Source organism: Rhodococcus sp. 14-2483-1-2 (assembly GCF_002259405.1).
Classification (GTDB): Bacteria; Actinomycetota; Actinomycetes; order Mycobacteriales; family Mycobacteriaceae; genus Rhodococcoides.
Genome location: NZ_NPFW01000022.1, coordinates 824061 through 837585 on the forward strand (window position 1 = coordinate 824061; position 13525 = coordinate 837585).

The following is a 13525-nucleotide window of genomic DNA, read 5'->3' on the forward strand; positions in this document are numbered from 1 at the left end:
CTCGAGCGTTCGCCGGATGGATCGGTTCCACGGGCAACCGCTCCAGCATAGAACCGAACGGCAAGCGAATTTATTCGCGCACGTACAGACGCAACGTGATGTACGCCGTCACCGCCGCCATGCCGACTCCCACCAGCGCGAGGAACGGCGAGACGAGGAGAACGTCACTATTCGATATCCGGGCCAGAATATTCGCCTGATACACATCCGAGAGCACGTCGTCGATGAACATGTTCTTCGCGGTGAACAGGCCGGCGATGGCGAGCGCAGATCCGATCAATGCCGCCACCACCGCCTCGAGCAGGAACGGCAGCTGGGTGTACCAGCGAGTGGCACCGACCAACCGCATGATTCCGACCTCAGTTCGCCTGGTGAACGCGGCGATCTGAACCATGTTGGCGATCAGGAGAATTGCGGCGATCGCCTGCACCGTGGCGATCGCAAAGGCAGCGTTCCGCACACCGTTGAGCACGCTGAACAATCGCTCGACCAGATCACGTTGATTGAGCACGCTCTGCACGCCCGGTCGGTTCTCGAAGTTGTCGTTGATCACCCCGAACCGTTCGGGGTCACTCAGACGAACCTTGAACGACGCGGGAAAGCTGTCGGCACTGACCAGTTCGGCCAGTTCGGGCTGATCCTTGAACACTCGCTCGGTTGCGTCCTTCACCGCGTCCTCACGGTTGAGGTACTGCACGGAGACCACCGATGGGGTGTTCTCGAGATCCGAGCGCAACGTCGCGCAGGTCTCCTGCGCACAGTCGGCATCGCTCGCCGAGATGTCGTCGGTGAGGAAGATCTGCACCTCCACCCGATCGAGGAAAATCTGCTGAGTCTTTCCCGCCATCTGCACCACGAGCAGTCCGCCGCCGAACAGGCCGAGGGAGATAGCGGTCGTCAAGATCATGGCGACTGTCATGGTGATGTTGCGGCGAAGTCCGGTGAAGACCTCGCTGAAGATGAAACTTGCGCGCATCGCGGAATCCGAGCCCTTCGATTCGTTCGGTCGTGAAGTCTGTGCGGTCCTGAAACGGCGGCGGCGTCAGCGACCGACGCCGTAGACCCCGCGGGCCTCGTCACGAACGACTCGTCCGTTGTCGAGTTCGACGACGCGTCGGCGCATCGAGTCGACGATGTGGTTGTCGTGGGTGGCCATGAGCACCGTCGTTCCGGTGCGGTTGATGCGCTCGAGCAGCAGCATGATGTCCTGGCTGGTATCCGGATCGAGGTTGCCGGTCGGCTCGTCCGCGAGCAGTACGAGCGGACGATTGACGAACGCCCGAGCGATGGCCACGCGCTGTTGTTCACCACCGGACAGCTCGTTGGGCAGACGATCCGACTTGCCGCCGAGTCCCACGAGGTCCAGAACTTCGGGAACGGTGCGCTTGATCATCGAGCGTGGCTTGCCGATCACCTCGAGCGCGAACGCCACGTTCTCCACGACGGTCTTCTGCTGCAACAGGCGGAAGTCCTGGAACACGCAGCCCATGCTCTGCCGCAGCCGAGGCACGCGTCGGGCCGCCAACCGGTTGACGTGAAAATCGGCGACGTGGATGTCCCCGGAGGTGGGCGTCTCCTCCTTGAGGAGCAGCCGCATGAACGTCGACTTACCCGAACCCGACGGACCGATCAGGAACACGAACTCACCCTTGTCGATGGAGACCGTCACCTTGTCCAGGGCAGGCCTGGTGGAGGTCTTGTAGGACTTGGAGACATTCGAGGTGCTGATCACGGGTCGCCAGTGTAGTCCTTACTCGCCGGTAACCGCCGGAACCGCTGGGGCGTCGCGGCGAGTCCCGAGAGACGGTAAAGGCCGCCTCAGCGCGCGGATGTCGGCGCAGGTTGGGTGGGTATCAGCGACTGAATCGCCGGGGGAATCGGCACGCCGAACGGCGCGGTCGTCGTCGACGGCACAGTCGTCGTGGTCGCAGGCTGGCCGGATTCGTCGACGCTTCCCGACCCATCCGGATCGGCGGTGGCCGTCGGAGTGGGCGAGACCGTGGTTGTCGAGAATCGCGGCTCGGAGGTCTGCGGTTGGATGTAAGGGGTGGTTGCATCCGGGTCTACGGCGACCGGGCCTTGCACTGGTTCGGCGTCTCGTTCTGCGATGTCGGCACTGACCTGCCCGTACAGCAGGCCTGTGAGCACGAAGCAGATCCCGAACGCGACGGTGGACGTGCGCACCCGGCCGTAGATCTTGTTCGGAATGCGCCACTGCCGCCAATTTCGCTGCGAGCGTTCGGTTCCGGTGTCGGGTGTACTCACTGGTCTTCCGTCCGATCTCGTCCTGACGATTCGGGTGCGACTCCGGCCGTACTCACGTCGGGGGCAACGTTGATGCCCTCGGGCTGCAGCGCAGCGGCCACTCTCACTCGAAGCTCTCGCCCCACCTGGAATTGCTTGCCCGGCAGTGTCCGTGCGACCAGCCGCACGTTGACCTGCCCCACCTCGATGCTCTCCACGCCCATCACGGTCGGTTCGTCGAGCAGGAGCGGACGCAACCGCATATCGGCGAATGCGTCACGGCCGACTGCACGGAGCAGCGCGTTGACCTGGGTGAGATCGGCGGTGCTGGGGACAGGAACATCGACGACGGCGCGCGCCCAATCCTTCGACAGGTTGATCGCCTTGACGATCTGCCCGTTGGGGACCGTGATGACCTCGCCGTCGACGCTACGAACCCGGGTCACTCGGAGCGTGACGTCCTCGACCGTGCCCTCGGCGTCTTCGGCGGAGCCGTTGACGGCGATCTGTACGACGTCACCGAAGCCGTACTGACGTTCGGTGATGATGAAGAAGCCGGCCAGGATGTCTTGAACCACGCGCTGAGCACCGAAGCCGAGGGCGGCACCGATGACCGTCGCGGGTGCGACAAGACCGCCGACGCCGAAGCCGAAGCGGCGCAGTACCTCGATGGTGACGAGGATGTAGATGAGAGTGACCAGCACCCAGGTGATGACCTGAGCCAGCGCATGACGGTGTTTCGCGGCCTCGGATCGCACGAGCGCGTCGCTGTGCTGGTAGTTCTGGTCGATGCGGGCAGTGATCCGAGATCCGGTCCAGGTGACGAAGCGCGCGGCCAGCAGTCCGCCGAGGATGTACAGCACGATTCCGAGGCCGTTGAGCTTGACCTCGTCCGTCACGTTGAGCCAGGCCGTCATCGGATCGTTGGAGTGGAGCCTGCGCAATGACCGGTCATCTACTGCTCCCCTCGCATGCGCCAGCGGATTCCGGATTCGAGGAATCCGTCGATGTCCCCGTCGAGAACAGTAGACGGATTGTTCACCTCGTACTCGGTACGCAAATCTTTGACCATCTGGTACGGGTGCAGTACGTACGAGCGCATCTGATTGCCCCAGGAGCTGCCGCCGTCGCCCTTGAGCGCGTCCATCTCGGCGCGCTCTTCCTTGCGCTTGACCTCGAGCAGCTTGGCCTGCAGCACTCGCATGGCCGACACCTTGTTCTGCAGCTGCGACTTCTCGTTCTGACAGGTCACCACGATGCCGGTCGGGATGTGTGTCAGTCGAACGGCGGAGTCGGTGGTGTTGACCGACTGCCCGCCCGGGCCGGACGAGCGGTAGACGTCCACGCGAATGTCGTTCTCGGGGATCTCGATGTGGTCGGTGGTCTCGACGACCGGAAGAACTTCCACCTCGGCGAAGGAGGTCTGGCGTCGACCCTGGTTGTCGAAGGGGCTGATGCGCACGAGCCGATGCGTGCCCTGCTCGACCGACAGCGTGCCGTACGTGTACGGGGCCTTGACGGCGAACGTCGCGCTCTTGATACCGGCCTCTTCGGCGTAGGACGTGTCGTAGACCTCGACGCCGTAGCCGTGCTTCTCGGCCCAGCGGATGTACATGCGCATGAGCATCTCCGCCCAGTCGGCGGCGTCGATTCCACCTGCGCCGGACCGGATGTTGACCAGTGCGTCGCGCGCGTCGTATTCGCCGGACAGCAGGGTCCGCACTTCCATGGCTGCGATGTCCTCTCGGAGCGAGGCGCGTTCGGCGTCGGCGTCGGCGGTGGCCGATGCGGCCGCCTCGCCCTCCTCTCCCTCGGCGAGCTCGTACAGAACGGGCATGTCCTCGAGGCGCTGACGGAGCTCTTCGACCCGGCGAAGCTCGGCCTGCGCGTGGGAGAGCTGACTGGTCACCTGTTGAGCGTGTTCCTGGTCGTTCCACAGGTCCGGCGAGGCCGCCTGATGTTCGAGTTCGTCGATGCGTCGCCGCAGTTCCTCGACGTCGAGAACCGACTCGACGGTGGAGAGAGTGGTGTCGAGCTCGGCGAGGTCTGCAGAAACGTCGGGATGCACGAGAGTCAAGGTTACCGGCACGCGAACCCGAGCCCGACCGCCCCCGATTCCGCCGGCCCGCACGAGCCGGACGGAGACCGTCGTAAAGGGTTCGAACCGCGGTGATTTCAACTCTCGCCGGGCCACCGGTCGACTGCTAGCTTTCGGCTCATCGGCATATTCGCATGTCGACATGCCTGTCACCGCCCGGTGCCGGCCACACCCGCAGTCCACAGGAGCGTCGTATGACCGTCACCGACCAGTACCTCGAGAACAACAAGGCCTACGCCGCGACGTTCGACGGTCCCCTACCGCTCCCGCCGTCGAAGCACGTCGCCGTGGTGGCGTGCATGGACGCCCGACTCGACGTCTACCGTATTCTCGGTCTCGCCGACGGAGAAGCCCACGTCATCCGAAATGCCGGTGGCGTGATCACCGACGACGAGATCCGCTCGCTGGCCATCAGTCAGCGTCTGCTCGGCACCAAGGAGATCATCCTGATCCATCACACCGACTGCGGCATGCTCACCTTCACCGACGACGAGTTCAAGAAAGATCTGCAGGACGAGACCGGCATCGAACCGAACTGGGCCGCGGAGTCGTTCTCCGACTTGGACCGCGATGTTCGCCAATCGCTGGCACGCATCGAGCAGAGCCCGTTCGTCACGAAGCACGAATCCATCCGAGGCTTCGTCTTCGATGTGGCAACCGGGAAGCTGAACGAAGTCACCGGATAGGCCCGACCACACAGATCGCCGTATGCGAGACGCCGTATGCGCGGCGATAGTCTTCTCCCGTGACCGACTACGCCGCTGATCTCTCTCTCGCCCTCCGACTCGCCGACGAGGCCGACGCCATCACCCGTCGACGTTTTCTGGCCATGGATCTGTCGGTCGATTCCAAGCCCGATCTCACGCCCGTCAGTGACGCGGATCTGGCGGTGGAGACGATGATTCGCGCCGAACTCGGCTCGGAGCGTCCGGCAGACGCGTTGCTGGGCGAGGAGTACGGCGGCACGGCCACCTTCAGCGGCCGCCAGTGGGTCGTCGATCCCATCGACGGCACGAAGAATTTCGTCCGTGGCGTTCCGGTGTGGGCGACCTTGATCGCCCTGCTCGACGACGGCATACCTCGCGTCGGAGTGGTGAGCGCGCCTGCTCTGAACCGGCGGTGGTGGGCGGCACTCGATCTGGGAGCCTGGACGGCATCGGACGGGGGCACCCCGCGCCGGATCGAGGTCTCGAAGGTCGATTCGGTGGCGTCGTCGAGTCTGAGTTTCTCCAGCCTCAGCGGGTGGGCCGAACTGGGCATCAGGGATCGGTTCCTCGATCTGACCGACGCCGTGTGGCGGGTGCGCGGTTACGGCGACTTCTTCTCGTACTGCCTCGTCGCGGAGGGGGCAGTCGACATCGCCGCCGAACCCGAGGTCTCGCTGTGGGACCTGGCCGCCCTCGACGTTCTCGTACGCGAGGCCGGGGGCGATTTCACCGCGCTCGACGCCAGCGCAGGACCGCACGGGGGCAGCGCCGTGGCCACCAACGGCCTACTGCAACACCAGATCCTCGCACTCCTGTCCCCCAGCGCGAAAAATCTCGCCTAGAGAACTGCAGCCAGAATCAGCGCGATCAGCGGCGTGATGCCCTGCACGAATGCGGGCCGGAAATACTTTGCTCCGCCGGTGGCCAGAACGAGCGCTGCGCCGACGATGCTCGCGCACGCGAAGTAGACGATGGCGTCTCCCGCGGATCCGCCGACGACGAGGCCCACCACGATGCCGACGGCCAGAAACAGGTTGTAGAAGCCCTGGTTGAAGGCCATCGGCTTGGTGATGTCGGCGTCGTTCTGGCTGGCCACGCCGAACCTTGCCCATACGGCCGGCTTGGACCAGAGCACGCTTTCCATGACGAAGATGGCGACGTGGAGGGCCGCGGCGAGGGCGGCGAAGACCTGGGCGATCGGATGCACGCGAACAGCCTGTCACACCGATACGACGGGTGATACGAAAGGTCGTTCGAGTGTCGAGCGCCACCGGTACTTACTCGACAGTAGACAGCTAACTTACTCGGGAGTAAGATCTGTGAAGTCCGTGCCCGACGCCGAGGAACTGGTGATCATGAGCAAGCAAGACAGTGTGGTCGACGCGAAGGCCCAGAAGGTGCCCCGCGATACTTCTGCGGTTGGCCTGAACCCGTTCAAGAGAGATGCGATCGGAACCGCCATGCGCGTTCTGACCGCCATCACCGGATCGGAACTGGCGGAGAAGTACAACCTCCGCCAGACCATCGACCGGGTGACGTACGAGAGCACCAAGACCGGGTTCAAGACCCTCGGCGCTGCCAATCGCACGTTCGCCAAGGTCACCGGTGGCGGCAAGCCCAAGCGTCTCGACGACGGTGCCGCCAAGAACCTCAGCTACTTCGACCTGACGCCCGACGACGAACAGCGCATGATCGTCGAGACGGTCAAGGAGTTCGCCGAGGAGATCCTCCGCCCGGCCGCCTTCGACGCAGACCACAGCGCCTCGTCGCCCGAGGATCTGGTTCGTCGTTCCGCCGAGCTCGGCATCACGCTCATCAACGTTCCCGAGGAACTCGACGGTGCCGCCAGCGAGCGTGGCGCGGTCACCAATTCTCTCGTCGCCGAGGCACTCGCCCACGGCGACATGGGCTTGGCACTGCCCATCCTCGCGCCCAGCGGTGTCGCCGTCGCGCTCACCCAGTGGGGCACCGACGCACAGCAGAAGACCTACCTCCCCGCATTCGTCGGCGAGAAGGTGCCGAACGCAGCAGTGGTCGTCAACGAGCCCCGCGCACTGTTCGATCCGTACGCGTTGCAGACCAAGGCCGTTCGCTCCCCCAGCGGCTACAAGCTCAACGGAGTCAAGAGTCTCGTACCCGCTGCCGGCAGCTCCGAGCTGTTCGTCATCGCCGCAGAACTCGAAGGCCGTCCGGCATTCTTCATCGTCGAGTCCGACTCCAAGGGCCTTGTCGTCGAAGCCGACCCGAGCATGGGCCTGCGCGCAGCAGGCCTGGGTCGCCTGATCCTGACCGACGTCGCAGTTCCCGAGTCGGCACTGCTCGGTGACGGTGACGCAGATCAGCGGGCCGCCGAGTACAGCGCCGCCATCGGACTGGCGCGCCTCGGCTGGGCATCACTGGCCGTCGGCACCAGCCAGGCCGTACTCGACTACGTCGTTCCGTACGTCAACGACCGTGTTGCCTTCGGTGAGCCGATCAGCAACCGTCAGGCCGTGGCCTTCATGGTCGCCAACATCGCCATCGAGCTCGATGGCATGCGGTTGGTCACGCTGCGCGGTGCGTCTCGCGCCGAGCAGGGACTGTCGTTCACTCGTGAGTCCGCGCTGGCTCGTCGACTCGCATCCGAGAAGGGCATGCAGATCGGTTCCGACGGCGTGCAGCTGCTCGGTGGTCACGGTTTCACCAAGGAGCACCCGGTCGAGCGTTGGTACCGCGATCTGCGGTCCGTCGGCGTCGCCGAGGGCATCGTTCTCATCTAGCTCGCCGCCCCGAATTCCATGGCACTCACCCAAGGACATACACGATGATCAATCTTGAACTTCCCAAGAAGCTTCGGGCGCAGGCGAATCAGGCTCACCAGGTCGCTGCCGAGATCTTCCGCCCGATTTCCCGCAAGTACGACCTCGCCGAGCACGAGTACCCGGTGGAGCTCGACACCATGGCGTCGATGGTCGAAGGCATGTCCGACGCCGGTGGCGAAATCGGCGGAGCCGCCGGTGGCCGCGAGAAGGACAGCGAGTCGGCCAAGCCCAGCAAGACCGCGAATGCCAACGGCGGCAACATGTCCGCTCTGGTGAACGTGATCGAGACCTGCTGGGGCGATGTCGGCCTCACGCTGTCGATCCCCTACCAGGGACTCGGCAACTCGGCTATCGCGGCGGTGTCCACCGACGAGCAGCTCGAGCGCTTCGGCAAGGTGTGGGCGTCGATGGCCATCACCGAGCCCAGCTTCGGATCGGACTCCGCGGCCGTCACCACCACCGCTGTCCTCGACGGCGACGAGTGGGTGCTCAACGGCGAGAAGATCTACGTCACCGCCGGTGAGCGTTCCACCCACATCGTGGTGTGGGCAACGGTCGACAAGTCGCTCGGCCGCGCGGCCATCAAGTCGTTCGTCGTCCCGCGTGACGCTCCGGGCCTGTCGGTTGCCCGCCTCGAGCACAAGCTGGGCATCAAGGCCTCCGACACCGCAGCCCTGCTGCTCGAGGATTGCCGCATCCCGAAGGACAATCTGCTCGGCACCGCCGAGGTGAACGTCGAAAAGGGCTTCGCCGGCGTCATGCAGACCTTCGACAACACCCGCCCGCTGGTGGCAGGTATGGCAATCGGCGTCGCTCGCGCGGCACTCGAAGAGCTGCGGTCCATCCTGGTGGACGCCGGAGTCGACATCTCGTACGAGACGCCCGCCTACAACCAGCACGCGGCAGCCGCAGAGTTCCTGCGCCTCGAAGCGGACTGGGAGGCAGCGCATCTGCTCGCACTGCGTGCGGCGTGGATGGCCGACAACAAGGAGCCCAACTCCTTGCAGGCCTCGATGTCCAAGGCGAAGGCCGGTCGCTCGGCCGTCGACATCACGCTCAAGGCAGTGGAACTTGCAGGCACGTACGGCTACTCGGAGCGCCCACTGCTCGAGAAGTGGAGCCGCGACTCCAAGATTCTCGACATCTTCGAGGGAACCCAGCAGATTCAGCAGCTGATCGTTGCTCGTCGAGTGCTCGGAAAGTCCTCGGCAGAACTGAAGTGACTCCTGGCTCGTCGTCGAGCCGAGAACCAACCACACAACGGCACCGGACACTGCGTCCGGTGCCGTTGTGCGTGCGCAAGAAAGAAAACTCCGGAGCCGATGTCGATATCGTGGTCTGTCGAACGTCGTCATCGTGTACGGCGACTCGCGCCGCGACACCGAGGTACCGAACCCAGGAGCGCACCATGAAGTACATCCTCTTGATCAACGCAAACACCGCACCCGGAGCAGCACCGGGCTGCAGCAGTGTCGAGGACTGGATGACCTACGAGAAGGAGATGAAGGAGGCGGGCGTCTACGTATCCGGTCACGCCATGGCGGATCTCACCACTGCCACGGCCGTGCGCGTCGATGCCACCACCGGAGAACGCACCGTCACCGACGGACCGTACGCCGAGTCACACGAAGTACTGGGCGGCTACGACGTCATCGACGTTCCCGACCTGGACGCTGCACTCGAATGGGCGGCCCGATGCCCGGGCTCCAAGGACGGCGGCACGGTGATCGTCCGTCCCCTTGCCGAGTTCTGAACCGCCGAAACCCGACGTACCGGGTTCTTCAGTGACCGATGCCGAGGTTCGTCGAGCGCTCGACTCGGTCTTCCGAGCCGAGCGCTCGATTCTGCTCGCCTCGCTGGTGCAGCGGTATCGCGATCTCGACCTCGCAGAAGAAGTGACCTCGGACGCCATCGAATCGGCGCTGAAACACTGGCCGGTCGATGGTGTCCCGGCCAGGCCTGGTGCCTGGTTGCTCACCACTGCCCGGCGGAAGGCGGTCGATCGCCTGCGGCGCGACCAGAGACTGGCCGCGAAAGTCGGAGTGCTGCAGGCTGATACGGATCGTAGCGAACCGAGTCACCTGAATTCGCTCGACGACAGTCTGCCCGACGACCGACTGCAGTTGTTCTTCACCTGCGCGCATCCGGCCCTCGCCGCCGGTGACCGGCTCGCACTGACTCTCCGATGCCTGGCCGGTCTCACCACCGGCGAGGTGGCGCGGGCGCTGCTGATCCCTCCGGCCACGGCAGCGCAGCGAATAGTGCGAGCCAAGAACAAGATTCGCGTCGCACGGATCCCGTTCCGCCTCCCGGGCCCGGACGAATTGGCAGACAGGGTGCCGATGGTGCTCGAGGTGGTCTATTCGACCTTCACCGAGGGCTATTCTGCGACGTCGGGTGATCACGTCGGACGAATCGATCTCACCCATGAGGCACTCGGGATGGGCCGACTCCTGCACGCCGCATTGCCGGGCGAGCCCGAGGTGACCGGTCTACTAGCGCTGATGTTGCTCGTCGACGCACGACGCGATGCTCGAATCGGACCGGACGGTGAAATCGTGTTGTTGGCCGACCAAGACCGTCGACTCTGGAATGCCGCGTTCATCGCCGAGGGTACGAACCTTGTGGTCGAGGCCCTCGGCGGCGGCCAGAGCGGTCCTTACGCCGTGCAGGCTGCCATTGCTGCACTGCACGACGAATCACCGGACGCCGACAGCACGGACTGGCCTCAGATCGTTGCGCTGTACGACCTGCTCATGACGCGGGCACCGAGCGCGGTCGTCGCGCTGAATCGGGGGGTAGCGCTTGCGATGCGCGATGGTCCAGCAGCCGGGCTGCAGGAATTGGATCTGCTCGCCGATGAGCCGTCACTGCGCCGCTATCACCCATATCCGACGGCGAGAGCCGATCTGCTGCAACGACTCGACAGGTTCGAGGAGGCGGCTGTGGACTATCGACGAGCGTTGGATTTCGCCCGAACCGCACCGGAGAAGCGCCTGCTACGACGTCGGCTCGCGGAGGTGAACACCTGCCGCGCTCAGGCCGACAGCACCACGTCCACCTGACCTGCTGTCAACGGGCGGTCTGCGTACACCGAGCGAACTGCGTCGGCGTCGGGATTGCCGACGTCGGGTCCACGGGCGATCAGCTCCAGGCCCGCGCGCTCGGCCACCCGGGCCGACGCGACGTTGTGCTCGAGGAGGTACGCCACGATCGGCAATTCGGGCTCGGTTCCGTGCGCGCACTCGACTGCGATCTCACACATCTCCGCGGCGTACCCGTTGCCCTGTGCGTCGGGATGGAGGCGATACCCGAGATTCCAGAAGGTGTTCCGCCGCTTCGAGCATCCGCCGTAGCCACTGATCGTGCGGCTGCCGCGCTCACGAATGATCCAGGTGGACAGTCCGTCCCGCCGCCACTGCTCCGCCCAGCTCTGCAACATTCGTTCGGTTGCACCGGGATCGGTGTGCCGCAGGCTCGGGAAGTGTGTCCACGACTGCGGGTCGCTGCAGATCGCGTACAGCGCATCGAGATCCGTGCCGACCGGCTCGTCGAGATCGAGACGCGAGGTTCGTGTTCGCACACCGTGAATCCTAGGCGGAAGAAGTCTGGTAGACCGGTGGTACACGATCGAGCGAAGGGTGTGACCGTCATGGCCGAGTGGATCAAGAAGATCGAAGAGAACGCGAAGGGCCTCATCGCCGAGGCAGAGCAGGAACTGACCGCACTCGAGGGTGTGGACACCGTCGACCTCACAGCTGACGATGCAGACACGACCGACGGCGACACCCCTGAAGCGGTCACCAGCGACGATGCGCGAGAGCAGGTCTCGGACTGACGCCATGACGGACCGCCGTCCGCGGCCGCAGTGGACGGCTCAGTCGTCGAACACGGACCAGCAGATACTGTTTCTTCTCTGCTGATCTTCCAGTACCAACTCCCGCACACTGTTCGGTAGTCGTTCTCGCTGCCATCGCAGTTCCTCGCGGCCCGTGTTCGTCTCCGCACCTGCAGGTGCGGCGGCCCGTACCGCCTTGATGGCGTAGGCAGCCGCCCCCAGGTCGTGCTCGGGTACGTGAGCTACACACGCCGCCTGGCCGGCCGCATATGCGGCGAAGCGCTCGGCACCGCTCAGCGGCCGTGCCGCACCCATGGCATGGCCACCGAGAGCGCGGGTAGCCATCATCGCGAGTTCGCCGCGCGTCCATTCCCGAATGCCCTCGATTGCCTCACGCGGCCGCGAGTCGGAGGGTGCGACAGTCTCGAACAAGTGGAGAACATGTTCCGCGCACTCGGCCGCCCAGAGCGCGAGACTCCGGTGATCGTCGTCGGTCAGAAGTCCACCGCGACGCACGGTGACGAGGCGAGAGTCTCGGACGGCGGGAAGAATCATGTGAGTCGATCCTCCCAGCGTTGTCGCGTTCGGCCGCCGCCCGAACGGCCGGTCATGCGTCTATCAGAGCATGAAAAAAGACCCAGGACATCTGTCCTGGGCCTTTTTCGGTGGTAGCGGGGACAGGATTTGAACCTGCGACCTCTGGGTTATGAGCCCAGCGAGCTACCGAGCTGCTCCACCCCGCGTTGCAATTACGAAGTTACTCCCGTGTGTACAGCCAATGCAAATCACATGACTTCTCGGCGCTCTTACGCGCTCGAACGAGTGCATGACAACGCGTCACAGCGCGCGGTTATCACGTCGGAGGCGGTTCAAAATAGTGCTCCGCGTCTCTTTTGATGCGTGTTTCGAGTCACATAACGGTGGGGTTACAGACTTGAAACAATACCGCCACAAGTTGGTCTGAGCTGCGAAAACAACTACTTTTGTCCCAACATGTGGACACCTGTCATCCCATTCCGGCTCAGTGACGGTGAGCAGATCCTCGACTACCTTCACGGACGGCCCTAAACCGCTGGGCCTGCACCACCCCGCCGCTCCTTTCGCTCTGCCCCGCGGGTGTGGTCCCCAATACGTACGGGGGCAGAGCCGCGACGATACGAAGTGCCTGGTCGCCAACGCCATCAACACCGGCGAAACGATTGCAGGCCAGTCGCGCCAGTAGAGCGCGGAGAGGATTCACCCCGAATGACCACACTGAACAATGTCGGCAAGCGTGCACTCGGATTGGCCGCCATCGCAGGTGCCGCCGTAGCAATCCCCCTCGGCCTCTCGGCCGGAACCGCCAACGCAGCCCCGAACAACTGGGACGCGGTCGCGCAGTGCGAGAGCGGTGGCAACTGGAGCATCAACACCGGAAACGGCTACTACGGTGGCCTGCAGTTCTCGCAGAGCACCTGGACGGCCAACGGCGGATCCGGATCACCGGCCAACGCATCCAAGGCCGAGCAGATCCGCGTCGCGGAGAACACTCTTCAGACCCAGGGACCGGGCGCATGGCCCGTGTGCGGTCAGCAGCTGAGCAAGGGTGCCTCCGCTCCCGAGCCCGAGGCAGCTCCCGCACCGGCACCGCAGCCGGCTCCCGCACCGGCACCGGCACCGGCCGTGGCTCCCGAGGCCGCAGCGGCCACGCAGGCTGCACAGGGCGCATTCGACGCCGCGTCCAAGCTTGCCGACCAGTACGGCCTGAGCACCCAGTTCCAGCACCTCGTTGCTGCCAACGCCCCGGTGCTCGCGCCCATCGGACGCTGATCCACCCGGCAGTTCGTCGAACTGCCAC

General features: G+C 64.6%; 16 protein-coding genes and 1 tRNA gene. 8 read left to right on the forward strand and 9 right to left on the reverse strand.

The genetic code is table 11. The features are described from left to right. Positions 1-70 precede the first annotated feature (70 nt). From ftsX to prfB, 5 genes are all read right to left on the reverse strand, one after another. The gene (gene ftsX / locus CH295_RS24885; protein ID WP_037189832.1) at positions 71-976 is read right to left on the reverse strand and encodes a permease-like cell division protein FtsX; all 906 of its coding nucleotides are present in this window, start codon (positions 974-976) and stop codon (positions 71-73) included. A gap of 66 nt (positions 977-1042) precedes the next feature. After that, on the reverse strand, positions 1043-1732 hold the full coding sequence (ftsE, locus tag CH295_RS24890) for a cell division ATP-binding protein FtsE (RefSeq protein ID WP_027496574.1): 690 nt from the start codon (positions 1730-1732) through the stop codon (positions 1043-1045). Positions 1733-1818: 86 nt separating this feature from the next. Further along, complete coding sequence (locus tag CH295_RS24895) at positions 1819-2265, reverse strand: Rv3103c transmembrane domain-containing protein (RefSeq protein ID WP_094742126.1); 447 nt, start codon at positions 2263-2265, stop codon at positions 1819-1821. After that, on the reverse strand, positions 2262-3161 hold the full coding sequence (locus CH295_RS24900) for a mechanosensitive ion channel family protein (RefSeq protein ID WP_094742127.1): 900 nt from the start codon (positions 3159-3161) through the stop codon (positions 2262-2264). The genes CH295_RS24895 and CH295_RS24900 overlap by 4 nt, the downstream gene beginning before the upstream one ends. A 38-nt stretch (positions 3162-3199) precedes the next feature. Further along, the gene (prfB, locus tag CH295_RS24905; protein WP_027496571.1) at positions 3200-4312 is read right to left on the reverse strand and encodes a peptide chain release factor 2; all 1113 of its coding nucleotides are present in this window, start codon (positions 4310-4312) and stop codon (positions 3200-3202) included. A gap of 224 nt (positions 4313-4536) precedes the next feature. Between prfB and CH295_RS24910 the strand changes: the two genes are divergently transcribed. Both CH295_RS24910 and CH295_RS24915 read left to right on the forward strand, forming a co-directional pair. Beyond that, positions 4537-5028 (forward strand): beta-class carbonic anhydrase, encoded by a 492-nt coding sequence (locus CH295_RS24910; protein WP_094742234.1) that lies wholly within the window; start codon positions 4537-4539, stop codon positions 5026-5028. A gap of 59 nt (positions 5029-5087) precedes the next feature. After that, positions 5088-5891, forward strand: a complete 804-nt coding sequence (locus tag CH295_RS24915) for an inositol monophosphatase family protein (protein WP_037189834.1) — start codon at positions 5088-5090, stop codon at positions 5889-5891. Here CH295_RS24915 and CH295_RS24920 read toward each other — a convergent pair. Then, positions 5888-6256 carry a DUF1304 domain-containing protein gene (locus tag CH295_RS24920; RefSeq protein WP_037189835.1) on the reverse strand — a complete coding sequence of 123 codons (369 nt, stop codon included), beginning with the start codon at positions 6254-6256 and terminating at the stop codon, positions 5888-5890. The two genes, CH295_RS24915 and CH295_RS24920, sit on opposite strands and share 4 nt — an antisense overlap. A 142-nt stretch (positions 6257-6398) precedes the next feature. Here CH295_RS24920 and CH295_RS24925 point away from each other — a divergent pair, with 142 nt between their 5' ends. The 4 genes from CH295_RS24925 (at position 6399) to CH295_RS24940 (ending at position 10915) form a co-directional block, all read left to right on the forward strand. Further along, on the forward strand, positions 6399-7808 hold the full coding sequence (locus CH295_RS24925; RefSeq protein ID WP_094742235.1) for an acyl-CoA dehydrogenase family protein: 1410 nt from the start codon (positions 6399-6401) through the stop codon (positions 7806-7808). Between the two features lie 44 nt (positions 7809-7852). Next, entirely contained in the window at positions 7853-9073 is a 1221-nt protein-coding gene (locus tag CH295_RS24930) for an acyl-CoA dehydrogenase family protein (protein ID WP_032397698.1), read from the forward strand. A gap of 185 nt (positions 9074-9258) precedes the next feature. Beyond that, entirely contained in the window at positions 9259-9603 is a 345-nt protein-coding gene (locus CH295_RS24935) for a YciI family protein (protein WP_094634157.1), read from the forward strand. Between the two features lie 31 nt (positions 9604-9634). Further along, positions 9635-10915 carry an RNA polymerase sigma factor gene (locus CH295_RS24940; RefSeq protein ID WP_094742128.1) on the forward strand — a complete coding sequence of 427 codons (1281 nt, stop codon included), beginning with the start codon at positions 9635-9637 and terminating at the stop codon, positions 10913-10915. On the opposite strand, the gene CH295_RS24945 is transcribed toward CH295_RS24940, so the two are convergent. After that, positions 10888-11433 (reverse strand): GNAT family N-acetyltransferase, encoded by a 546-nt coding sequence (locus CH295_RS24945; protein WP_094742129.1) that lies wholly within the window; start codon positions 11431-11433, stop codon positions 10888-10890. The two genes, CH295_RS24940 and CH295_RS24945, sit on opposite strands and share 28 nt — an antisense overlap. Before the next feature lie 69 nt (positions 11434-11502). Here CH295_RS24945 and CH295_RS24950 point away from each other — a divergent pair, with 69 nt between their 5' ends. After that, a complete protein-coding gene (locus CH295_RS24950; protein WP_094634524.1) occupies positions 11503-11688 on the forward strand; it encodes a hypothetical protein in 186 nt (61 codons plus the stop codon). 39 nt (positions 11689-11727) lie between these two features. Here the strand turns inward: CH295_RS24950 and CH295_RS24955 are convergent, their stop codons facing one another. Together CH295_RS24955 and CH295_RS24960 are read right to left on the reverse strand one after the other, a co-directional pair. After that, positions 11728-12243, reverse strand: a complete 516-nt coding sequence (locus tag CH295_RS24955) for a putative immunity protein (protein WP_094742130.1) — start codon at positions 12241-12243, stop codon at positions 11728-11730. A gap of 111 nt (positions 12244-12354) precedes the next feature. Further along, positions 12355-12431: transfer RNA gene (locus CH295_RS24960), tRNA-Met, on the reverse strand. Between the two features lie 502 nt (positions 12432-12933). Between CH295_RS24960 and CH295_RS24965 the strand changes: the two genes are divergently transcribed. Then, on the forward strand, positions 12934-13497 hold the full coding sequence (locus CH295_RS24965) for a transglycosylase family protein (RefSeq protein ID WP_037189848.1): 564 nt from the start codon (positions 12934-12936) through the stop codon (positions 13495-13497). The last annotated feature ends 28 nt before the right edge of the window (positions 13498-13525 follow it).

Bases quoted from the DNA above. Each gene is read 5' to 3' on its own strand.
- CH295_RS24965 (WP_037189848.1), top strand. From the start codon at position 12,934: ATGACCACACTGAACAATGTCGGCAAGCGTGCACTCGGATTGGCCGCC.
- CH295_RS24930 (WP_032397698.1), top strand. From the start codon at position 7,853: ATGATCAATCTTGAACTTCCCAAGAAGCTTCGGGCGCAGGCGAATCAG.
- ftsX (WP_037189832.1), bottom strand. From the start codon at position 976: ATGCGCGCAAGTTTCATCTTCAGCGAGGTCTTCACCGGACTTCGCCGC.
- CH295_RS24910 (WP_094742234.1), top strand. From the start codon at position 4,537: ATGACCGTCACCGACCAGTACCTCGAGAACAACAAGGCCTACGCCGCG.
- CH295_RS24950 (WP_094634524.1), top strand. From the start codon at position 11,503: ATGGCCGAGTGGATCAAGAAGATCGAAGAGAACGCGAAGGGCCTCATC.
- CH295_RS24900 (WP_094742127.1), bottom strand. From the start codon at position 3,161: ATGACGGCCTGGCTCAACGTGACGGACGAGGTCAAGCTCAACGGCCTC.
- CH295_RS24955 (WP_094742130.1), bottom strand. From the start codon at position 12,243: ATGATTCTTCCCGCCGTCCGAGACTCTCGCCTCGTCACCGTGCGTCGC.
- CH295_RS24935 (WP_094634157.1), top strand. From the start codon at position 9,259: ATGAAGTACATCCTCTTGATCAACGCAAACACCGCACCCGGAGCAGCA.